General features: G+C 59.9%; 20 protein-coding genes and 1 pseudogene. 6 read left to right on the top strand and 15 right to left on the bottom strand.

Translation table 11 applies throughout. From position 1 onward, the window contains the following. Positions 1–15: 15 nt before the first annotated feature. The 4 genes from trmD to ffh form a co-directional block, all read right to left on the bottom strand. Positions 16–789 carry a tRNA (guanosine(37)-N1)-methyltransferase TrmD gene (gene trmD, locus DU29_RS0123315; RefSeq protein WP_173860472.1) on the bottom strand — a complete coding sequence of 258 codons (774 nt, stop codon included), beginning with the start codon at positions 787–789 and terminating at the stop codon, positions 16–18. Then, positions 771–1,307, bottom strand: coding sequence for a ribosome maturation factor RimM (rimM, locus tag DU29_RS0123320; protein WP_028623882.1), 537 nt, complete (start codon positions 1,305–1,307; stop codon positions 771–773). Before rimM ends, trmD begins: the two co-directional genes overlap by 19 nt. A 5-nt stretch (positions 1,308–1,312) precedes the next feature. Then, entirely contained in the window at positions 1,313–1,564 is a 252-nt protein-coding gene (rpsP, locus tag DU29_RS0123325) for a 30S ribosomal protein S16 (protein WP_010463010.1), read from the bottom strand. Between the two features lie 249 nt (positions 1,565–1,813). Beyond that, complete coding sequence (gene ffh / locus DU29_RS0123330; RefSeq protein ID WP_028623883.1) at positions 1,814–3,190, bottom strand: signal recognition particle protein; 1,377 nt, start codon at positions 3,188–3,190, stop codon at positions 1,814–1,816. 195 nt (positions 3,191–3,385) lie between these two features. Here ffh and DU29_RS0123335 point away from each other — a divergent pair, with 195 nt between their 5' ends. The 3 genes and pseudogenes from DU29_RS0123335 to DU29_RS01000000130350 all read left to right on the top strand — a co-directional run bounded on the left by DU29_RS0123335 (position 3,386) and on the right by DU29_RS01000000130350 (position 7,016). Further along, positions 3,386–4,198, top strand: a complete 813-nt coding sequence (locus tag DU29_RS0123335; RefSeq protein ID WP_028623884.1) for a cytochrome C assembly family protein — start codon at positions 3,386–3,388, stop codon at positions 4,196–4,198. Between the two features lie 12 nt (positions 4,199–4,210). Further along, positions 4,211–5,455 (top strand): HlyC/CorC family transporter, encoded by a 1,245-nt coding sequence (locus tag DU29_RS0123340; protein ID WP_028623885.1) that lies wholly within the window; start codon positions 4,211–4,213, stop codon positions 5,453–5,455. 237 nt (positions 5,456–5,692) lie between these two features. Beyond that, a pseudogene (locus DU29_RS01000000130350) lies at positions 5,693–7,016 on the top strand (MFS transporter). A gap of 102 nt (positions 7,017–7,118) precedes the next feature. Here the strand turns inward: DU29_RS01000000130350 and purT are convergent. The 5 genes from purT to DU29_RS0123370 form a co-directional block, all read right to left on the bottom strand. Next, complete coding sequence (purT, locus tag DU29_RS0123350; protein ID WP_028623886.1) at positions 7,119–8,300, bottom strand: formate-dependent phosphoribosylglycinamide formyltransferase; 1,182 nt, start codon at positions 8,298–8,300, stop codon at positions 7,119–7,121. Between the two features lie 98 nt (positions 8,301–8,398). Further along, on the bottom strand, positions 8,399–8,866 hold the full coding sequence (locus DU29_RS0123355; protein ID WP_028623887.1) for a preQ0 transporter: 468 nt from the start codon (positions 8,864–8,866) through the stop codon (positions 8,399–8,401). Positions 8,867–9,071: 205 nt separating this feature from the next. Beyond that, positions 9,072–9,287, bottom strand: coding sequence for a DUF1289 domain-containing protein (locus tag DU29_RS0123360; RefSeq protein ID WP_028623888.1), 216 nt, complete (start codon positions 9,285–9,287; stop codon positions 9,072–9,074). Beyond that, positions 9,284–9,808: a gamma carbonic anhydrase family protein gene (locus DU29_RS0123365; protein ID WP_028623889.1), complete on the bottom strand. Its 525-nt coding sequence runs from the start codon at positions 9,806–9,808 to the stop codon at positions 9,284–9,286. Before DU29_RS0123365 ends, DU29_RS0123360 begins: the two co-directional genes overlap by 4 nt. 58 nt (positions 9,809–9,866) lie before the next feature. Continuing rightward, positions 9,867–10,466, bottom strand: a complete 600-nt coding sequence (locus tag DU29_RS0123370; protein WP_028623890.1) for a CoA pyrophosphatase — start codon at positions 10,464–10,466, stop codon at positions 9,867–9,869. A gap of 146 nt (positions 10,467–10,612) precedes the next feature. Here DU29_RS0123370 and DU29_RS0123375 point away from each other — a divergent pair, with 146 nt between their 5' ends. Both DU29_RS0123375 and DU29_RS0123380 read left to right on the top strand, forming a co-directional pair. After that, positions 10,613–11,164 carry an NUDIX hydrolase gene (locus tag DU29_RS0123375; RefSeq protein WP_028623891.1) on the top strand — a complete coding sequence of 184 codons (552 nt, stop codon included), beginning with the start codon at positions 10,613–10,615 and terminating at the stop codon, positions 11,162–11,164. Between the two features lie 83 nt (positions 11,165–11,247). Beyond that, the gene (locus tag DU29_RS0123380; RefSeq protein ID WP_028623892.1) at positions 11,248–11,754 is read left to right on the top strand and encodes a L,D-transpeptidase family protein; all 507 of its coding nucleotides are present in this window, start codon (positions 11,248–11,250) and stop codon (positions 11,752–11,754) included. A 189-nt stretch (positions 11,755–11,943) separates the two neighbouring features. Here DU29_RS0123380 and DU29_RS0123385 read toward each other — a convergent pair whose 3' ends face one another. Both DU29_RS0123385 and purL read right to left on the bottom strand, forming a co-directional pair. Beyond that, the gene (locus DU29_RS0123385) at positions 11,944–12,255 is read right to left on the bottom strand and encodes a Nif3-like dinuclear metal center hexameric protein (RefSeq protein ID WP_028623893.1); all 312 of its coding nucleotides are present in this window, start codon (positions 12,253–12,255) and stop codon (positions 11,944–11,946) included. A gap of 5 nt (positions 12,256–12,260) precedes the next feature. Continuing rightward, positions 12,261–16,157, bottom strand: coding sequence for a phosphoribosylformylglycinamidine synthase (purL, locus tag DU29_RS0123390; RefSeq protein WP_028623894.1), 3,897 nt, complete (start codon positions 16,155–16,157; stop codon positions 12,261–12,263). A gap of 274 nt (positions 16,158–16,431) precedes the next feature. On the opposite strand from purL, the gene mltF reads away from it, so the two are divergent. Further along, the gene (gene mltF / locus DU29_RS0123395) at positions 16,432–17,892 is read left to right on the top strand and encodes a membrane-bound lytic murein transglycosylase MltF (RefSeq protein WP_028623895.1); all 1,461 of its coding nucleotides are present in this window, start codon (positions 16,432–16,434) and stop codon (positions 17,890–17,892) included. A 127-nt stretch (positions 17,893–18,019) separates the two neighbouring features. On the opposite strand, the gene pdxJ is transcribed toward mltF, so the two are convergent. The 4 genes from pdxJ to DU29_RS0123415 all read right to left on the bottom strand — a co-directional run. Beyond that, positions 18,020–18,766 (bottom strand): pyridoxine 5'-phosphate synthase, encoded by a 747-nt coding sequence (gene pdxJ, locus DU29_RS0123400; RefSeq protein WP_008151581.1) that lies wholly within the window; start codon positions 18,764–18,766, stop codon positions 18,020–18,022. Positions 18,767–18,817: 51 nt separating this feature from the next. Continuing rightward, positions 18,818–19,501 (bottom strand): DNA repair protein RecO, encoded by a 684-nt coding sequence (gene recO / locus DU29_RS0123405; RefSeq protein ID WP_028623896.1) that lies wholly within the window; start codon positions 19,499–19,501, stop codon positions 18,818–18,820. 167 nt (positions 19,502–19,668) lie between these two features. Beyond that, positions 19,669–20,571, bottom strand: a complete 903-nt coding sequence (gene era, locus DU29_RS0123410; RefSeq protein WP_028623897.1) for a GTPase Era — start codon at positions 20,569–20,571, stop codon at positions 19,669–19,671. Continuing rightward, a partial coding sequence (locus tag DU29_RS0123415) for a ribonuclease III family protein (protein ID WP_028623898.1) occupies positions 20,564–20,962 on the bottom strand: 399 nt, incomplete at its 5' end. The genes DU29_RS0123415 and era, both read right to left, overlap by 8 nt.

Genomic DNA, 20,962 nt, shown 5'->3' on the forward strand with positions numbered 1-20,962 from the left:
ACCATCGATACGTTGTTAACTATCGTCCCGCTCGCGGATGTATTCCTCGAGCAGCTTCTTCTCTTCTCCAGAAAGCGAGCGGCTTTCCAGAAGATCGGCGCGTCGTTCAAAGGTCCTACCAAGGGACTGCTGTAAACGCCAACGCCGGATGTGCGCGTGATTGCCACTTAGCAATACGTCGGGAACACGCTGATCCGCATACACCTCCGGTCGGGTGTAGTGCGGGCAATCCAGCAAACCATCCGTAAAGGAATCTTCCTCGGCGGAGTCCGCATGCCCTAAAGCTCCAGGCAGCAGTCGTGTAACCGCATCGATCAGGACCATCGCCGGCAGCTCGCCACCAGACAGTACATAGTCGCCAATCGACCACTCTTCATCGACATGAGCATCAATAAAACGCTCGTCAATGCCTTCATAACGGCCGGCAATCAGGATCAATGCATCCAGATTCGCCAACTCGCGTACCGCCGACTGAGTCAGTTGACGGCCTTGGGGGGACAGGTAAATCACCTTCGCCGCCTCCCCGGCTGCTGCCTTGGCCTGAACCAGAGCATCTTCCAGGGGCTTGATCTTCATCACCATGCCCGGGCCACCGCCAAATGGGCGATCGTCCACAGTGTGATGTCGATCCGTCGTGTAGTCTCGCGGATTCCAACAGGTGAGCTGCAAGAGCCCCTGTTTCACCGCACGACTGGTGATGCCGTACTCGCTGATGGCGGAGAACATCTCGGGAAACAAACTGATCACTTCTACGCGCAAGTTAGCCACGCTTAGAAGTCCGCATCCCATTCCACCTTCATCTCGCCTGCGGCAAGGTCGACGGCCAACACGCATTGCTCCGTATAGGGCAACAGGCGTTCGCGATCATCCAGGCTGCCAGCGCAAGGCTTGACCACCATTACATCATTGGCGCCGGTTTCCAGAAGATGATCGATTTTCCCGAGCATTTGCCCAAGTTGATCAATAACCTTCAGACCTTCCAGCTGGTACCAGTAGTACTCGCCGTCGGTCAATTCAGGGAACAGGTTACGCGGCACGCAGATCTCATAACCGGCCAGAAGACGCGCTTCTTCACGATCATCAAGACCCTTGAGCTTTGCGACCAGGAACTTGTCGTTCCCACGTCCGCTGACCAGCTCGACCTGTTTGACATTGCCTTCGCGCTTGAGCGTCCAGGTTTTGTACTGCAACAGGTTTTCAGTCGGATCAGTAAAGGAATACACCTTCACTTCGCCGCGAACGCCATGAACAGAATAAATCTTGCCGATAACGATCAAATCATCAGCAACCGCTGGCGTCGCGTTCATATTGCTCAGGCCGCAGCCTTAGACGCGTCCTTCAACAACTGAGCAACACGCTCAGAAGGTTGTGCACCAACGCTCAGCCAGTAGGCTACGCGCTCTTGGTTCACGGACAGACGAACTTCCTGACCACGAGCAACAGGGTTGAAGAAACCAACCTGTTCCTTGTGCGAACCGTCGCGCGGGTTGCGGCTGTCGGTTACGGTCAAGTGGTAAAACGGGCGCTTTTTGGAGCCGCCAAGGGCAAGACGGATTGTTAGCATGTGAACATCGTTCCTGTAGTCGGTGCTGCAAATCTAAAGGCACAGCGGGCATAGGTGCCCGAAAGGCCGCATATTCTAAGGAATATCCGGACTTTTGCAAATGTCTTTTTCCAGCGCTCTACCAGCCGCCATCCAGATTTGCTATAGAGCCGTCGTTGAAAACGGCCAGTCAGCTCCCGCCAAGTGCGGGTTTGCTGTTGATCCCACTTCCGTGTGGGCTGCGCAAAAGCGGACTTTTGCGCGAAATATTTACATTTTCGGCATGCCGCCGCCGGGCAACATACCGCCCATGCCGCGCATCATTTTGGCCATTCCGCCTTTCGCGGAGAATTTCTTCATCATCTTCTGCATCTGCTTGTGCTGCTTGATCAAGCGACCGATGTCCTGCACCTGGGTGCCGGAACCCATGGCGATCCGGCGCTTGCGCGAACCGCTGATCAACTCAGGGTCGCGGCGCTCGGCCGGGGTCATGGAATTGATGATGGCTTCCATTTGTTTGAACTGCTTCTCTGCCGCGCCCTGGGCATTGCCCATCTGCGCCAGATTGACACCGCCGATGTTCGGCAGCTTGTCCATGAGGCCACCGAGGCCGCCCATGTTCTTCATCTGTTGCAGCTGATCACGGAAGTCTTCGAGATCGAAGCCCTTGCCCTTCTTCAGTTTTTTAGCAAGCTTGTCGGCTTTGTCTTTGTCGAGGGTCTGTTCAGCCTGTTCGATCAGGCTGAGCACGTCGCCCATACCGAGGATGCGCGAAGCGATCCGCTCAGGGTGGAACGGTTCGAGCGCATCGCTCTTCTCGCCCATACCGATGAACTTGATCGGCTTGCCGGTGATGGCGCGAACCGACAGCGCCGCACCGCCACGGGCGTCGCCGTCGACCTTGGTCAGGATCACACCGGTCAGCGGCAATGCATCACCGAAGGCCTTGGCCGTGTTCGCGGCATCCTGACCGGTCATGGCGTCGACCACGAACAGGGTTTCGACCGGATTGATCGCGGCGTGCAACGCCTTGATCTCGCCCATCATCTCTTCGTCGATGTGCAGACGACCGGCGGTATCGACGATGACTACATCAATAAACTTGAGCTTTGCTTCTTTAATAGCGGCTTGCGCGATCTCGACCGGCTTCTGGCTCAGGTCGGACGGGAAGAAGGTCACACCGACTTCACCGGCCAGCATTTCCAGCTGCTTGATTGCTGCCGGACGGTAGATGTCCGCGGACACCACCATGACGGACTTCTTCTTGCGCTCTTTAAGGAAGCGCGCAAGTTTGCCGGCGGTGGTGGTTTTACCCGCGCCCTGCAGACCGGCCATCAAGACGATGGCGGGTGGCACGGCACTCAGGTTTAAGTCTTCGTTGGCCGCGCCCATCAGGCTTTCGAGTTCGGCCTGGACAATTTTCACGAACGCCTGACCCGGCGTCAGGCTGCGCGACACTTCCGTGCCGACAGCGCGTTCCTTGACCGAATTGACGAAGTCCTTCACCACCGGCAAGGCAACGTCAGCCTCGAGCAACGCCATGCGCACTTCGCGCAGGGTGTCTTTGATGTTGTCTTCGGTCAGCTTGGCCTTGCCGGTGACATGGCGCAGCGTCTGCGAGAGACGGTCGGTTAAGTTTTCAAACATTGCGCGATCCTTTCAGGCCCTGTGTTGACCGGGATAATGGCGGCCCGGACCGTGATAAACATGAGCTCGGCGAGCCTGCGGCGTGGGCAGGTCGCGGATTATAGCGAAGACTGCGTCTGGCGGACACCTCGCACTTTCGTGGTGTGGGGGTTCTATGCCAAACTCAGCGCCTTTCGGGCTTGCCTAACAGGATTTATGCTCCCCTTGTCACCCAGTTTGCTTACCACCCTCGCCGCCGCCTGCCTCTATGCCGCTGCGACTCTCTATCAAGGCACTCGTCTGGCCACCGGCGCCAAGGCGAACAAGCGCCTGCTGGTCACGCTCGGCGTGCTTGCGGTGCTGGCCCATAGCGCCAGCCTGCTGACTCACCTGTTGACGCCGATCGGCCTGGGCCTGGACTTCTTCAGTGCCGCCAGCCTGATCGCCGCTGCGGTCATCGCCCTGACGCTGCTGGCCTGCTCACGGATTCCGGTGGAAAACCTGCTGGTATTGCTGTTCCCGCTGGGCGCTGCAACCGTCTTGCTGGCGCAGTTCGCGCCGGCCGGCACGGTGCAGATCATCGACGAAGAACCGGGTATTCTCGCTCACATCCTCCTGTCGATCCTCGCGTATGGCATGTTTACCATCGCGGTGTTCCAGGCCTTGTTGCTGCTGGTTCAGGACCATCAACTCAAGCACAAGCACCCGTCCGGGCTGATCAAGAACTTCCCGCCGCTGCAAACCATGGAAAGCCTGCTGTTCGGTTTCCTGTGGGCCGGCTGGACCTTGCTGTCGATGTCACTGATCTCCGGCTGGTTTTTCGTCGAAAACCTGTTTGCCCAACATCTGGTGCACAAAACCTTGCTGGCATGCCTCGCCTGGATTGTTTTCAGCGTGCTGCTGTGGGGTCGCAACCGCCTCGGCTGGCGCGGGCACAAGGCCATTCGCTGGACCCTCGCCGGTTTCTGCCTGCTGATGCTGGCGTACTTCGGCAGCAAGCTGGTCCGTGAATACATTCTGCACATCTGACGGGCGGCACTAATGGACGACTTGCCCTTGGGGCCGATGCTCGCAGTGGTGGCCCTGCTGATTTTATGGTCGGGCCTGTTTACCGCGATCGAAGCGGCACAACAACATGTGCTCGCCCAGCGCACGGCGTCGCGCGCCAAAGACAAGCCGCTGGCAAAGCTGAGTTTTCCACTCAGCAGCCTGATTCTCTGCAACACGCTATGCCGCTCGCTCGTGGTGGTGATCTGCACCTTGCTGGCAATTTTCACCTGGGCCGAAAACGGTCCGTGGGCGGCATGCCTTGGCGCAGCCGCGATTCTGCTGGTATTCGCCGACTACCTGCCGCGCACCCTCGCCGTGCGCTATCCGGATGCCGTGCTGGCCTTGGGCAACACTTTGTTGCGCATCCCTCTGAAAATTCTTTACCCTGCCGCCTGGCTGCTCAGCGGCATCAGCCAGCTGCTGACGCGACCGTTCGCACGCAAGAGCAAAGTGGTGCAGCAAAGCGAAGACGAAGCGCCGACTGACCGCAATGAGGACCATGACAGCCAGGTCAGTCGCCCGCACCCGCTGCCGGGCATCCATGCACTGGACAACATTACGGTCAACGACATTCTGGTGCCGCGTAGCGAAGTCGACGGGATCAACCTTGATGACTCGATTGAAGAAATCCTAGAACAGCTGCGCGCCAACCGACGCACGCGCCTGCCGGTATTCCATAGCGACATCAATCAGGTGGAAGCGGTGCTCAATACCCGGCAGATCCGCCATCTGCTGGCCGGTGGCGAGCTGACGCGCGAAGCGCTGCTGGCCGCGTGTCACGACCCCTACTTCGTGCCGGAAAGCACCCCTCTGCAGCTACAACTGCTCAATTTTCACAAGCAGCAGCGACGCCTGGGCATGGTGGTCGACGAGTACGGTGAAGTGCTGGGTATTGTCACCCTCGAAGACATTCTTGAAGAAATTGTCGGCGAATTCGAAAGCCAGCACAGCCTGGAGAATCCGCACATTCATCCGCAGGCCGACGGGCGCATGATGATAGACGGTGCCGCGTCGATTCGCGATGTGAACAAGAACCTCGGCTGGCACTTACCCAGTGACGGCCCGAAAACCCTCAACGGGCTGGTCACCGAGGCGCTGGAGACGATCCCCAAAAGTCCGGTGTGCCTGAAGATCGGACGTTATCGGCTGGAGATTCTCGAAACCGAGGACAACCGCGTTACGCGCGTGCTGATCTGGCATAACAGCACCGTTCCAACCGTTGTGCCCGCCCGCTAGATATCAAAAAGGTTGCAGCCTGAGGCAGCTCCCACAGTTGGAATGTGCTCCGCTGGAGGCTGCGATCTTTTCAGGTTGTTCCCCTTGTTCAATCGTTAGCCGCCTTCCTATAATCGAATCCGCTTACCCAAGCCCCGCCCCACCCCGTGCTACCCGCACCCCGAGTCAAACCCACATCCCTGGGTGTTCCACCATAATAATTCTCTCCACTGGGGCATGACTGTCAGGGATTAACGCATGACGACCAGCACGACTTACAGCGAAACCACGCCCGAACAACCGACCAACTCCGCCACCCGCGTGGCCACGGCGAGCTTTATCGGCACGGCCATCGAGTTCTACGATTTCTACGTTTACGCCACGGCCGCCGCCTTGGTGATCGGCCCTGTGTTCTTTCCGCAGACCTCCGGCACCGCGCAAATGCTCTCGGCATTCCTCACGTTCGGTATCGCCTTCCTCGCCCGCCCGCTGGGTTCGGCGCTGTTCGGCCATTTCGGTGATCGCATCGGGCGCAAGTCGACGCTGGTCGCCTCGTTGCTATTGATGGGCGTGTGCACGACGCTGATTGGCGTGCTGCCGGGTTATGACAGCATTGGCGCCTGGGCACCGATTCTGCTGTGCGTGTTGCGCTTTGGCCAAGGCTTGGGACTGGGCGGCGAATGGGGCGGTGCGGCATTGCTGGCGACGGAGAACGCGCCCAAAGGCAAGCGTGCCTGGTTTGGCATGTTTCCGCAGCTCGGCCCTTCGATCGGTTTCCTGGCGGCGAACGGGCTGTTTCTGACGCTGGCCATGACTCTGGATGACGAACAGTTTCGCTCATGGGGCTGGCGCATCCCGTTCCTGCTGAGTGCTGAGTGCTGCGCTGGTGATGGTGGGCCTGTACGTGCGCCTGAAGCTGCATGAAACGCCGGTATTCGCCAACGCCATGGCCCGCCAGGAACGGGTAAAAATCCCGTTGGTCGAACTGTGCAGCCAATACTGGGCACCCATGTTGCTGGGCGCCGGCTCGATGGTGGTCTGTTACGCGCTGTTCTACATCTCGACCGTGTTCTCACTGAGTTATGGCGTGTCGACGCTGGGGTATACCCGCGAAACCTTCCTCGCGCTGTTGTGCTTCGCGGTGCTGTTCATGGCGGCGGCAACGCCGTTGTCAGCGCTGGCGAGCGATCGCTATGGGCGCAAACCGGTGCTGATCGTCGGTGGCGTGCTCGCGGTGCTGTCCGGGTTTCTGATGGAACCGTTGCTCACCCAGGGTTCGACCTGGGGCGTGGCGCTGTTCCTGTGCATCGAGTTGTTTTTGATGGGCGTAACGTTCGCGCCGATGGGGGCGCTACTGCCCGAGTTATTTCCGACGCATGTGCGCTACACCGGAGGGTCGGCGGCCTACAACCTTGGCGGAATCGTCGGTGCTTCAGCGGCGCCGTTTTTTGCGCAGAAGCTGGTGGCGATGGGCGGATTGAGTTACGTCGGCGGGTATGTGTCGGGAGCAGCGGTGCTGAGTCTGATTGCGGTGCTGTGTCTGAAAGAGACGCGCGATAACGATTTGAATCGGGTTGCCTGATAGACCGCCATCGCGGGCAAGCCTTGCTCCCACAGGTCAATGTCGACACCCAATTATGCGTGCGACGCGAACCTGTGGGAGCAAAGCTTGCTCGCGATGCTTTTAAAGCTCTACAACAACAGCCTGCGAAGCACGGGTCGCTTTAGCGCGAGCAGCCTCGATCGACTCATCCCGCGCCAGCGCCACACCCATCCGACGCTGGCCATGCACTTCTGGCTTGCCGAACAAACGCAACGCCGTATCCGGTTCGCTCAGCGCAGCACCGAGATTGGCGAACGCTGTCTGCGTCGACTGCCCTTCCACCAGGATCACCGCCGATGCCGAAGGCGCGAACTGGCGGATCAACGGAATCGGCAGGCCCAGAATCGCCCGCGCATGCAAAGCGAATTGCGACAAGTCCTGAGAAATCAGCGTGACCAGACCCGTGTCGTGCGGGCGCGGCGAGACTTCGCTGAACCACACTTGATCACCCTTGATGAACAGCTCGACACCAAACAGGCCACGACCGCCCAAGGCTTCGGTGACGGCTTTGGCGACACGCTCGGATTCAGCCAGTGCCACCGGGCTCATGGCTTGCGGCTGCCAGGATTCCTGATAGTCGCCCTTCTCCTGACGGTGACCCACCGGTGCGCAGAAGGTGGTGCCGCCGACGTGGCGCACGGTCAGCAGGGTAATTTCGTAATCAAAATCAATGAAGCCTTCGATGATCACCCTACCTTTACCGGCGCGACCACCTTCCTGGGCGTAATCCCAGGCGGTTTTCACGTCATCGGCGCTGCGCAGCAGGCTCTGGCCTTTGCCCGACGAACTCATCACCGGCTTGACCACGCACGGGAAACCGAGGTCTTCGACGGCTTTGCTGTAGTCCTCGAAGGTATCGGCGAAAAAGTACGGCGAGGTCGGCACGCCCAGTTCTTCAGCGGCCAGACGACGGATGCCTTCGCGGTTCATGGTCAGCTGCGCGGCGCGCGCGGTCGGGATCACGGTGAAGCCTTCAGCTTCCAGCTCGACCAGGGTCGAAGTGGCGATGGCTTCGATTTCCGGCACGATGAAGTGCGGCTTCTCGGCTTCGATGACCGCACGCAGGGCAGCGCCGTCGAGCATGTTGATCACGTGGCTGCGATGGGCCACCTGCATGGCCGGTGCGTTGGCGTAGCGATCCACGGCAATCACTTCAACGCCCAGGCGTTGCAGCTCGATCACCACTTCCTTGCCCAGCTCGCCACAGCCACACATCAATACGCGGGTCGCGGTGGGCGACAATGGAGTTCCGATACGGGTCATCTCAGGTCCTCAAAGAAGCGGATCAGCGAGGGACGCGAGCCTGGCACGCTTCCCATGGGGAGAAAGCGCGGCATTTTACATGAACCGGAGGGTTTCGCTCAGCCGGTGACGGCCTGTTTGCGCAAACGCCACGCCATGATCAGCCACACGGCCGTGACGCCGGCAAATTTCGAGGCCATGGCGGTGATTATCACGGCCGGGGTGAAGGCGTCGATCATGCCGAAGAAGATGAAAGTATCGAGCGGGATGCTCAGCGCGGAACTTATCCACAGGCGATCGTGCAGTGGGCGTTTCGTGATGGTGAACACCAGCCAGTCGATGCACTCCGACACAGCGAATGCCGTCGCGCTGGCCAAGGCGATGGAGGGGTCGGAGGTGACGTAGGACAGTACCAGCGCAGCTAGCATTGCCACAATTGCACCGTGGCCGAAGCGGATTTGCACCATGTCGCGGAGAACGAACACCAGCCCGCCCCACGCCGACCAGATGATGTCCAGGTGTGGCGCGGTGGAAAAGGCGTAGTTGATCAGCACGACGCTGCTGATGTAGGCGATCAGGAAGAGCATGTTGGCGGGTGATACCTGTCAGTTTGGTGCGCAGGGTACTGCAGCCATCCACAGCTGCCAAACCTGGATACGGTCTTTGTAGCAGCTGGCGAAGCCTGCGTTCGGCGGCGCAGCCGTCGTAAAACCTGAGCGCGAGGTCTTTCTGAAACACCGCGTCGCCTGAACTCACGACGGCTGCGCCGCCGGACGCAGGCTTCGCCAGCTGCTACAGGTCGGGGGTTTTTCCCAGCATCCAGAGCAGCCCACTGGATTTGGCCCGCTCATGACAAAACCCCAGCACCGCTCGGCGCTCGTCGTTACTCATCCGGCTCCAGCGCGTGATCTCTTCCACGGTGCGCTGACACCCGGTGCAGATGTCCGCCTCGTCCAGCGCACAGATATTCACGCAGGGTGAGCGGACCGGGCGCTCCGCTGTGGTCATTGCTCCTGCTCGGCCAGATCGCGGGCATAACGCTGCGAGTTATGCACGTAATGCGCGGCGCTCGCTTCGAGCATGCTCTTCTGTTGCTCGGTCAATTCGCGCACCACTTTGCCGGGCGACCCCATGACCAGCGAACCGTCGGGAATCTCCTTGCCCTCGCCGATCAGCGAGTTGGCGCCGATGATGCAGTGCTTGCCGATTTTGGCGCCGTTGAGGATCACCGCATTGATCCCGATCAGGCTGTAATCACCCACCGTGCAGCCATGAAGCATGGCGTTATGGCCGATGGTCACCCCGGTGCCGAGGGTCAACGGGTAGCCCATGTCGGTGTGCATCACCGTGCCGTCCTGCACGTTGCTGTTCTTGCCGATCAGGATCAGCTCATTATCGCCACGCAACACGGCGTTGAACCAGACGTTGGCGCCCTCCTCCAGCTTGACCTTGCCCACCAGCACGGCGTTAGGCGCGACCCAGCTCTGTGGGTGGGTTTCGACGCGGGCGTCGCCCAAGCGATATTTCATTTTATTGTCCTCAAGGGCCAGGCAGGCTCACACGCTAATTCACACCATACGAATGGCTTCAGGTATTGATGAAACTCTTGGGCGGTTGGTGCAGGCTGATTTTCGCGTCATACAGAAGGTTGATCAACTCGACGATCATGATTGCCGTCAAACCCCAGATCTTGTACTCGCCATAACGGTAGCTTGGCACATACCAGCTGCGGCCCTGGTAATCGATGCGGTGCGTATGTTCGCGCGGGTCCTCGCGAAAGAACTCCAGCGGCACGCTGAACACCGCAGCGATCTCGGCATCATTGGGTTGATACTCGACGAAATCAGGGATCACCCCGACATAGGGCGTCACTTTGATGCCGTGCAGAGAAATCAGCGGGCTGAGCGGGCCAATCACTTCGACCAGGCCCGGCGGCAAACCGATTTCTTCCTGGGCTTCGCGCAAGGCTGTGAAAATCAGGTCCGGGTCTTCGGGGTCACGACGACCGCCGGGGAATGCGACTTCGCCGCCGTGAGTCGAGAGCCCGCTGGCGCGCAGGGTCAGCACCAGCTCCGGTTCATCGCTGCGGGTGATAGGCACCAGGACGGCGGCCTCGGGGAAACGTTTATCGGTTTCCAGCGTTCGCGGCGTGTGATTGCTTACACGGTGAAGTAGCTCGTCCAGCATGAGTCTTCTCGATTTATTCGCTACCTTGCATCATGCACCAATCACATCGGCCGCCCAACCCCCGAACAGCCTCGTGTCGCGAAACGACAACTTGCCGACTGACACCGCCACACGCCAAGATAGGCGCAGACTTCAGGAACCCAAGCATGAAATTTTGCAGTCAGTGCGGCAAACCGGTGACCCAGCGCATTCCAGAAGGCGATTCACGCCTGCGATTTGTTTGCGACAGCTGTCAGACCATTCATTACCAGAACCCCAACATCGTGGCCGGTTGCGTGCCGACGTGGGGCAGCAAGGTGTTGCTGTGTCGCCGCGCGATCGAGCCGCGACTCGGCTACTGGACGCTGCCGGCCGGCTTCATGGAAAACGGCGAAACCATCGAGCAGGCAGCCGTCCGCGAGACGGCGGAAGAAGCCTGCGCGCGGGTGCGTGATTTGAATATCTATACATTGATCGACGTGCCGCACATCAGTCAGGTGCACGTTTTTTTTCGCGCCGAACTGGTTGACCTGGATTTTGCTGCCGGCCCCGAAAGTCTCGAAGTGGCTTTGTTTGAGGAAACCGACATCCCTTGGTCCGAGCTGGCTTTCCGCACGGTGGGCCGTACTTTAGAATGCTTCTTCGCCGATCGGCGCAATGAGGTCTATCCCGTGCGTTCGGAGTCGATTCCACCACTGGTGCAATCCGCCCTGACTTGATTCGCACTCTGCGCAGACGTGGCAAGATCGCAGCCTGCAGCAGCTCCTACAAACATCGCGACACTCTTTGGGATACCGTTTTGATGCGCTGGTTGCTTGCCTTTTTTTGCCTGTCGTTGGTTGCAGTGTCCCAAGCGTCCCCCGTGGGAACCTATGACGGCAAAGTCATCGAGAAAGTCCTGGTTCTCAAATCCGCCCACCAGTTGCAATTGATCAACGACGGCAAGGCACTCAAGACCTATCGCATCTCCCTGGGCAAAGGCGCGAAGAAAGGCCCGAAACTGATAGAAGGCGACAAACGCACCCCGGAGGGGTTTTATTGGCTGGACTGGCGCAAGACCAGCGACAAATTCAACCTTTCGATGCACATTTCCTATCCGAACATCAGCGATGCCGCGCGAGCCCGCCGTGAGGGCGTTGAGCCGGGCGGCATGATCATGATCCATGGCACTCCGCATTCAGAGGAAAACCCCGAAGACCTGTTCCATACCCTGGACTGGACTGACGGCTGCGTCGCCATGCGCAATGTCGACATGCGCGAAGTGTGGGATCTGGTGCCAGACGGCACGATGATCGAGATTCGCCCGTAGGCCTGAATGTCTGGCGCCGTGCAGACCGCCTTCGCGAGCAAGCCCGCTCCCACATTTGATCGGTATACGACAGAACAAATGTCAGAGCAGGCTTGCTCGCGAAAGAGGCCCTGAGAGATAACGCCGCACCGGGCAATAAAAAACCCGCTGATCTGCATCAGCGGGTTTTTCATTTCAGCGACCGGAGACCTAGAACTCCTCCAACCGCACCACTTCATAAGCCGGTGTTTCGTAAGGGTGGCTGAGTTTCAGCGCGGCTACTGCGGCCACAATCAACTCGTCTGCCACTACCAGCTCAACCTTCCATTCCTCAACCTGCTCGACCTGCCCCGCTTCACCGATAAAGGGCTGACTGCCCTCCAGCGGACGAAACTGGCCTTGGCCCAGCACTTGCCACGCACAGTGATCGTAAGCGCCGATCCGACCGCCACCGGCGGCGAATACGGCACTCTTGACACCGTCGACGTGACTGTCAGGAACAAAAAAACTCAGCTTGTACACAGTACTTAGTTCACCCACACGCGAGCGTTGCGGAACATGCGCATCCATGGCGCGTCTTCGTTCCAGTCTTCCGAACGCCACGAGTTCTGCACGGCGCGGAACACGCGCTCCGGGTGCGGCATCATGATCGTCACGCGACCGTCGCGGCTGGTCAGCCCGGTGATCCCGCGCGGCGAGCCATTCGGGTTGGCCGGGTAGCTTTCGGTGACCTTGCCGTGGTTATCGACGAAACGCATTGCCACGCAACCGGACAGATCGGCTTCGAGCAAGGCTTCTTCGCTGGAGAACTCGGCATGCCCCTCGCCGTGAGCGATGGCGATCGGCATACGCGAACCGGCCATGCCCTGCAGGAAGATCGAGTTCGACTCCTGAACCTGAACCATCGCCACGCGCGCTTCGAACTGCTCGGAACGGTTGCGCACGAAGTGTGGCCAGAACTCGCTGCCAGGGATCAGTTCATGCAGGTTGGACATCATCTGGCAACCGTTGCACACGCCAAGCGTGAAGCTGTCGGTGCGCTCGAAGAAACCCTGGAACGCATCGCGAGCACGGCTGTTGAACAGTGCGGACTTGGCCCAGCCTTCGCCGGCACCCAGTACGTCGCCGTAGGAGAAACCGCCGCAAGCCACCAGACCTTTGAACTCGTTCAGGTCGACACGGCCGGCCAGAATGTCGCTCATGTGCACGTCGATCGCGTTGAAACCGGCGCGGTCAAACGCAGCTGCCATCTCCACCTGACCGTTGACGCCCTGCTCACGCAGCACCGCCACCTGTGGGCGGATGCCTTTCTTGATGTAGGGCGCCGCGACATCCTGATTGACGTCGTAGCTCAGCTTGACGCTCAGGCCCGGGTTGTCTTCTTCCAGCAACACGTCGAACTCTTGCTCGGCGCAATCGGCGTTGTCACGCAGACGCTGGATCTGGTAGCTGGTCTCCGACCACTGACGTTGCAGCAGACGACGCTGACCTTCGAACACCGTGTCACCGTTGAAGGTGATGTTGATCTGGCCGTTGTTCATTGGCTGACCGATCACCGACACGCAATCGCCCAGACCGGCAGCGCTAAATTGCGCGAGGATGTCCGGGGTAGCGTCCTGGCGAACCTGGATGACCGCGCCCAGCTCTTCGTTGAACAGGATCGCCGCGATGTCGGCAGAGGTTTCCGCAAGACCGTCGAGGTTCAGGCTCAGACCGCAGTGGCCGGCGAACGCCATTTCCACGGTGCTGGTCAGCAGACCACCATCGGAACGGTCGTGGTAGGCCAGCAGATGACCGTCGGCGTTGAGGCCCTGGATTACCGCGAAGAAGGCTTTGAGGTCTTCGGCATCATCGACGTCCGGCGCTTGCGAGCCGAGCTTGCCATGAACCTGGGCCAGGATCGAGGCGCCCATGCGGTTCTGCCCACGGCCCAGATCGATCAGGATCAGGTCAGTGGTGCCTTTGTCCATGCGCAGTTCCGGGGTCAGGGTCTGACGGATGTCAGCCACTGGCGCGAAACCGGTCACGATCAGCGACATCGGCGACGTCACGGTTTTGTCGACGCCTTCGTCGTTCCAGCGTGTGGCCATGGACATGGAGTCCTTGCCCACTGGAATGGTGATGCCCAGCTCAGGGCACAATTCCATCCCGACCGCTTTCACGGTGTCGTACAGACGCGCGTCTTCACCCGGGTGGCCGGCCGCGGACATCCAATTCGCCGACAGCTTGATGTCGGAGATCTTGTTGATGCGCGACGCGGCGATGTTGGTGAGGGTTTCGCCGATGGCCATGCGGCCCGACGCCGGAGCGTCCAGCAGCGCCAGCGGAGTACGCTCGCCCATGGCCATGGCTTCACCGGTGTAGACGTCGAAGCTGGTGGCGGTGACGGCAACGTCGGCCACCGGCACTTGCCATGGGCCGACCATCTGATCACGGGCCACGAGGCCGGTGATGGTGCGGTCGCCGATGGTGATCAGGAAGCTTTTGCTTGCCACGGCCGGGTGATGCAGGACGCGTTCGACGCAGTCTGCGATGTCCAGCGTCGACGGATCGAAATCGTCGCCCAGTTCGTTTTCGCGAACGGCCGAACGGTGCATGCGCGGGGCTTTGCCCAGCAGCACTTCCAGCGGCATGTCCACCGGGCTGTTGCCGAAGTGGCTATCTGTAACAGTAAGCTGCGGCTCGGCGGTGGCTTCACCCACAACCGCAAATGGGCAACGCTCACGTTCGCAGATCGCCTGGAAGCGTTCGAAATCCGCCGGACCCACCGCCAGAACGTAGCGTTCCTGGGATTCGTTGCTCCAGATTTCGTGCGGGGCCATGCCCGGCTCGTCGTTTGGAATGTTGCGCAGTTCGAAGCGGCCACCGCGGTTGCCGTCGTTGACCAGTTCCGGGAAGGCGTTGGACAGACCGCCCGCACCTACGTCGTGGATGAAGCTGATCGGGTTCTTGTCACCCAGTTGCCAGCAACGGTCGATGACTTCCTGGCAGCGACGTTCCATCTCCGGGTTTTCGCGTTGCACCGAAGCGAAATCGAGGTCGGCCGAGCTGGTGCCGGTGGCCATCGAGGACGCTGCACCGCCACCCAGACCGATCAGCATCGCCGGGCCGCCGAGCACGATCAGCTTGGAGCCGACAGTGATCTCGCCTTTCTGGACGTGTTCGGCACGGATGTTACCCATGCCACCGGCCAACATGATCGGCTTGTGGTAGCCGCGAACTTCGTCACCACGCGGAGTGGTGATCGATTGCTCGAAGGTACGGAAATAACCGGTCAGGGCCGGACGCCCGAATTCGTTGTTGAACGCGGCACCGCCCAGCGGGCCTTCGATCATGATGTCCAGGGCGGTAACGATGCGCTCGGGCTTGCCGTACGGCACTTCCCACGGCTGTTCAAAACCGGGGATCTGCAGGTTCGATACGGTGAAACCGGTGAGGCCAGCCTTGGGCTTGGCACCGCGACCGGTCGCGCCTTCGTCGCGAATCTCGCCGCCACTGCCGGTCGATGCGCCAGGGAACGGGGCAATCGCGGTCGGGTGGTTGTGGGTTTCAACCTTCATCAGGATGTGCACCGGCTCCTGCACCGCGCCGTACTGGCGGGTTTCCGGGTCCGGGAAGAAACGGCCGGCGACGTTACCGACGATCACCGAGGCGTTGTCCTTATACGCCGACAAAACGCCTTCGCTGTGCATCTGGTAAGTATTTTTGATCATGCCGAACAGGCTTTTTTCCTGACTCTGACCGTCAATATCCCAACTGGCGTTGAAGATCTTGTGACGGCAGTGCTCGGAGTTGGCCTGGGCGAACATCATCAGTTCGATGTCGTGCGGGTTGCGCTTCAAGCCGATGAAGGCGTTGACCAGGTAGTCGATTTCGTCTTCAGCGAGCGCAAGGCCCAGCTCGGTGTTGGCTGTTTCCAGCGCAGCACGGCCGCCACCCAGCACATCAATCGCGGTCAGTGGCTTCGGTTCGGCATGGCTAAACAGGCCTGCGGCCTGTTCGAGGTTGTCGAGGACAATCTGGGTCATGCGGTCGTGCAGAGCAGCCGAGATCAACTGCGCGTCGGCGTCGCTGAACTGGCCCGCCACGTAGAACGCGATGCCGCGTTCCAGGCGCTGGATCTTGCTCAGGCCGCAGTTGCGTGCGATGTCGCTGGCTTTACTGGACCATGGCGAGATGGTGCCGAAACGCGGCAACACCAGGAACAGACGGCCGGTGGGTTCTTGTACCGGGACAGTCGGGCCGTACTTCAGAAGGCGCGCGAGCACCTGCTGTTCATCGCCGGTCAGGACGCCGGTAACCTCGGCGAAGTGAGCGAATTCAGCGTACAGGCCACTGACAGCCGGGACCTTCTGGCTCAGTTGCTCAAGGAGTTTGCTGTGGCGAAAGGCAGAAAGGGCAGGAGCGCCGCGCAGGATCAACATCTTCGGGACAGCCTCGGGAAGGGGTGTGCTTTGAGGCCGTGCATTCTAGCCTAAACCGCCCGCGACATCACCCGAAACGCTACGCACGCCAATCCCCGGACGTCGGGCAGGCCAATCGCGCCTTGGAGGAGCACTTCCGGGCGCTTAATTTTTATGTGACAAATTGCCCCCGGAGCCTATTCCTACGGGCTGCGGGCAAGTTTCTTGCGCTCTAGCAGACAAGCCCTTCGCTGTCGAGATATGGCGCTCGTTGTCCTTTGCGTATACTGCGCAGATGTTTTCTCCAACGGCTTTGCGTCCGCGGTACGCCAAATGGCTGATCGCAACCGGACTCTTCCTGGTGCTCGGTGGCTGTGTTGATAAACCCAACACGCTTGAGCGCGTTAAGGAGGATGGCGTGCTGCGGGTGGTTACCCGAAACAGCCCCGCTACCTACTTCCAGGATCGCAACGGTGAAACCGGCTTCGAATACGAGCTGGTGAAGCGCTTTGCCGACGATCTGGGGGTCGAGCTCAAGATTGAAACTGCCGACAACCTCGACGACCTGTTCAATCAGGTCGGCAAGCCCACCGGCCCGGTGCTGGCGGCTGCCGGCCTGGTCAGCAGCGAAGAACGCAAGAAGCAGGTGCGGTTTTCCCACTCTTACCTGGAAGTCACCCCGCAGATTATCTATCGCAACGGCCAGTCGCGGCCGACCGATGCGAAGGATCTGGTGGGCAAGAAGATCATGGTGCTCAAGGGCAGCACTCACGCCGGGCAACTGCTAGCGCTGAAGCAGACGTTTCCCGGCATTGAATACGAAGAATCCGACGCGGTTGAGGTGGTTGACCTGCTGCGCATGGTGGATGAGGGCCAGATCGACCTGACCCTCGTCGACTCCAACGAAGTGGCGATGAACCAGGTTTATTTCCCGAACGTGCGGGTGGCCTTCGACCTCGGTGACGCCAGCAATCAGAGCTGGGCGGTAGCCCCCGGCGATGACAACAGCCTGCTCAACGAGATCAACGCGTACCTCGACAAGGTGAAGAAAAACGGCACCCTTCAACGCCTGAAGGACCGCTACTACGGTCACGTTGACATGCTTGGCTACGTCGGCGCTACTACATTCGCACAGCATCTGCAGCAACGGCTGCCCAAATACGAGCAGCACTTCAAAAATTACGCGAAGAAGGAAAAAGTCGATTGGCGCCTGTTGGCCGCAGTGGGTTATCAGGAATCGCTGTGGCAGGCCGCGGTGACGTCTAAAACCGGTGTGCGCGGCTTGATGATGCTGACCCAGAACACCGCGCAGGCCATGGGCGTGTCCAATCGTCTGGACCCCAAGCAAAGCATCATGGGCGGCGCCAAGTATCTGGCTTACATGAAAGATCAGCTCGATTCGTCCATTCAGGAACCGGATCGTACGTGGTTCGCTCTGGCAGCCTACAACGTCGGCAGCGGCCATCTGGATGACGCGCGCAAACTGGCGGCAAAGGAAGGGCTGAACCCGGACAAATGGCTGGACGTGAAGAAAATCCTGCCAAGGCTGTCCGAGAAGAAATGGTACAGCAAGACCCGCTACGGTTATGCCCGGGGCGGCGAGCCGGTGCATTTCGTGGCGAACATTCGTCGCTACTACGACATTCTCACGTGGGTGACGCAGCCGCAGCTCGAAGGTGATCAGGTCGCCGAGGGCAACCTGCACGTACCGGCGATCGACAAATCCAAGCCGAATCAGGAAAGCCCGCAGCTCTAGATTTGCGCGATGTTCGAAGACGCTATCGCCGGCAAGCCAGCTCCTACAAGTTCGGGTCGCTGCGCAGGTCAGGTTTGCAACACGTTTCTGTAGGAGCTGGCTTGCCGGCGATGGGAGCGCCTCGGTCTTACCCCTTCAGCGCAGCCGCCAGAATCAGCGCTTTCATTTCCGATACCGCCGACTTGAACCCGACAAACAACGCATGCGCCACCAGGGCATGACCGATGTTCAGCTCGTTGATGCCCTTGATCGCTGCGACCGCTTCAACGTTGTGATAGTGCAAACCGTGACCGGCGTTGACGATCAAACCCTGCGCCAGACCGAACGCCACGCCATCGGCGACACGCTTGAGTTCTTCGGCGACGTCCGTCGGCGTCTCGGCATCAGCATAACGGCCTGTGTGCAATTCGATGGCAGGCGCACCGACGCGACGCGACGCTTCGATCTGACGCTCGTCCGCATCAATGAACAGCGATACTTCGCAGCCAATCTTCGCCAGACGATCCACCGCCGCCTTGATCCGCGCCTCCTGCCCCGCCACGTCCAGACCGCCTTCGGTGGTCAGCTCCTGACGGGTTTCAGGGACCAGACAAATGTGCGCCGGGCGGATGCGCTCGGCAAACGCCATCATTTCTTCGGTGACGCCCATTTCAAAGTTCATGCGCGTTTGCAGCACGTCCTTGAGCAGCAGCACATCGCGTTCCTGAATGTGCCGACGGTCTTCACGCAGGTGCACGGTGATGCCGTCTGCGCCCGCCTCTTCCGCGTCCAGTGCCGCCTTGACCGGATCCGGATACCGTGTACCCCGGGCCTGACGCAGCGTGGCAACGTGGTCGATGTTCACGCCGAGAAGAATGCGATTGCTGGTGGTCACGGAAGCGCTCCTGAAGAGGGGAAAGTTCGGTGCACAGCATACACAAGGAATTTACGGCTTTCGAAACAACTCTCGGGAAACCAGCGGACGCCCGCCCAAATGCACGGCCAGCGCCTGGCGCATGAGTCGTTTCGCAGCAGACAGCGCACCCGGTGCCGCCCAGTCAGCCTCAGCCATGGCCAGCAGTTCGGTGCCGTTGAACAGGCCGGGTTGCAGCAGATAGACCTGCTCCAGACCGGCGTCCACCTGCAATCGGTAGAGACCGTCCGGCGCGATGGGTTCGCCGTGGATGTCGGTGGTCAGCGCAAAGCCATAGCCCAAGTCGTCCAACAGCCGCCACTCGAAGGAGCGCAACAGCGGCTCCAGCGCACGACCTTCGGCGAGCGCGAGCAGCGTCGCGGCGTAGTGATCGAATACACCGGGGTGCGGATCTTCGGCGGGCAACAGGCGAATCAGTAGTTCATTGAGGTAGAGGCCGCTGAACAGCGCCTCGCCATTGAGCCAGGTTGAAACGCCGGCGGCCTCCATGCGGCCGACGTTCTTAAGTTCGCCGCGTCCGCGAAATTCGACTTCCAGCGGCACGAACGGCCGCGCCAATGTGCCCGCCTTGCCCCGCGCACTGCGCAACACCGCCCGCAGCCGACCTTGCGGCGTGAGGAAGTCCACCAAAGCGCTGGTTTCGCGATAAGCGCGCGAGTGCAGGACGTAGGCGGGCTGAGCGATGGGCTGGGACATGGAGTTCTCAATGACGGATCGCGATCTTATAAACACCTGAAACCAATGTGGGAGCGAGCCTGCTCGCGAATGCGGTCCGCCAGTCAACAATGATGTTGAATTTCAGGCCCTCATCGCGAGCAAGCCCGCTCCCACAGGGGTTCATCGGTGTAGCAGAAATCCGAGTCTTACAGGTCGCCGTAACCCAACGAACGCAACGCACGCTCATCATCGGACCAGCCACCCTTAACCTTCACCCACAGGTTGAGCATGATCTTGGAGTCGAACAGCAACTCCATATCCTTGCGCGCTTCGGTGCCGATGCGTTTGATGCGCTCGCCCTTGTCGCCAATGATGATCTTCTTCTGGCCGTCACGTTCGACGAGAATCAACGCATGGATGTGCAAGGTCTTGCCCTGCTGCTTGAACTCTTCGATTTCCACGGTGATCTGGTACGGCAGCTCGGCGCCCATCTGGCGCATGATTTTCTCGCGCACCAGCTCCGCGGCGAGGAAACGGCTGCTGCGGTCGGTGATCTGGTCTTCCGGGAAGAAGTGATCGTTTTCCGGCAGATAGCCGGCAATCACCCGCTCCAAGGCTTCGAGGTTGTGCCCGTGCTGGGCCGAGATCGGCATGATCTGCGCGTTCGGCAGCTGCTCCTGCAACCAGGAGAGGTGCGGCATCAATTCGGCTTTGTCCTCGATGCGATCGGTCTTGTTCAGCGCTACGATCAACGGGCCGGTCACATACTGGACGCGCTCGAGGACCATCTGGTCTTCGTCGGTCCACTTGGTGCGGTCAACCACAAAAATCACCACGTCGACATCTTTCAACGCCGCCGAGGCAGTTTTGTTCATGTAACGGTTGAGGGCTTTTTCGCCACCCTTGTGCATGCCCGGAGTGTCGACGTAGATCGCTTGCACGTCGCCTTCGGTCTTGATGCCGAGCATGTTGTGGCGAGTGGTCTGCGGCTTGCGCGAGGTAATCGCCAGCTTCTGGCCGAGGATGTGATTGAGCAACGTGGACTTGCCCACGTTCGGACGGCCGACGATGGCAACATAGCCACAGCGTGTTGCGGTTGTATCAGTCATTGCCATTCTCCACACCCAGGGCAATCAGTGCTGCGGCGGCCGCTACCTGTTCGGCAATACGACGACTCACACCCTGACCTCGGCTTTTTTCATTCAGTAAGGTGATTTCACATTCGACGAAGAACGTCCGGCAATGCGGCTCACCCTGGATATCCACCACTTCGTAACGCGGCAGTTCGCAACCACGGGACTGCAAGTGTTCCTGCAGGCGGGTTTTTGGATCTTTGTTGGTATCGACCAGCGTCAGGCCTTCGAACTCGCCGGCCAGCCAGGCCAGCACGCGCTCGCGGGCGACGTCCATGCCGGCGTCCAGGTATATGGCGCCAATCAGCGCTTCGAGAGCATCGGCCAGAATGGACTCACGACGAAAACCGCCGCTTTTCAATTCGCC

Source organism: Pseudomonas sp. Ant30-3, from assembly GCF_000690905.1.
Taxonomy (GTDB): Bacteria; Pseudomonadota; Gammaproteobacteria; order Pseudomonadales; family Pseudomonadaceae; genus Aquipseudomonas.

Coding starts and splice junctions, on each gene's coding strand:
- trmD (WP_173860472.1), bottom strand. CDS start 789: ATGGGATGCGGACTTCTAAGCGTGGCTAACTTGCGCGTAGAAGTGATC.
- rimM (WP_028623882.1), bottom strand. CDS start 1,307: ATGAACGCGACGCCAGCGGTTGCTGATGATTTGATCGTTATCGGCAAG.
- rpsP (WP_010463010.1), bottom strand. CDS start 1,564: ATGCTAACAATCCGTCTTGCCCTTGGCGGCTCCAAAAAGCGCCCGTTT.
- ffh (WP_028623883.1), bottom strand. CDS start 3,190: ATGTTTGAAAACTTAACCGACCGTCTCTCGCAGACGCTGCGCCATGTC.
- DU29_RS0123335 (WP_028623884.1), top strand. CDS start 3,386: ATGCTCCCCTTGTCACCCAGTTTGCTTACCACCCTCGCCGCCGCCTGC.
- DU29_RS0123340 (WP_028623885.1), top strand. CDS start 4,211: ATGGACGACTTGCCCTTGGGGCCGATGCTCGCAGTGGTGGCCCTGCTG.
- purT (WP_028623886.1), bottom strand. CDS start 8,300: ATGACCCGTATCGGAACTCCATTGTCGCCCACCGCGACCCGCGTATTG.
- DU29_RS0123355 (WP_028623887.1), bottom strand. CDS start 8,866: ATGCTCTTCCTGATCGCCTACATCAGCAGCGTCGTGCTGATCAACTAC.
- DU29_RS0123360 (WP_028623888.1), bottom strand. CDS start 9,287: ATGACCACAGCGGAGCGCCCGGTCCGCTCACCCTGCGTGAATATCTGT.
- DU29_RS0123365 (WP_028623889.1), bottom strand. CDS start 9,808: ATGAAATATCGCTTGGGCGACGCCCGCGTCGAAACCCACCCACAGAGC.
- DU29_RS0123370 (WP_028623890.1), bottom strand. CDS start 10,466: ATGCTGGACGAGCTACTTCACCGTGTAAGCAATCACACGCCGCGAACG.
- DU29_RS0123375 (WP_028623891.1), top strand. CDS start 10,613: ATGAAATTTTGCAGTCAGTGCGGCAAACCGGTGACCCAGCGCATTCCA.
- DU29_RS0123380 (WP_028623892.1), top strand. CDS start 11,248: ATGCGCTGGTTGCTTGCCTTTTTTTGCCTGTCGTTGGTTGCAGTGTCC.
- purL (WP_028623894.1), bottom strand. CDS start 16,157: ATGTTGATCCTGCGCGGCGCTCCTGCCCTTTCTGCCTTTCGCCACAGC.
- mltF (WP_028623895.1), top strand. CDS start 16,432: ATGTTTTCTCCAACGGCTTTGCGTCCGCGGTACGCCAAATGGCTGATC.
- recO (WP_028623896.1), bottom strand. CDS start 19,501: ATGTCCCAGCCCATCGCTCAGCCCGCCTACGTCCTGCACTCGCGCGCT.
- era (WP_028623897.1), bottom strand. CDS start 20,571: ATGACTGATACAACCGCAACACGCTGTGGCTATGTTGCCATCGTCGGC.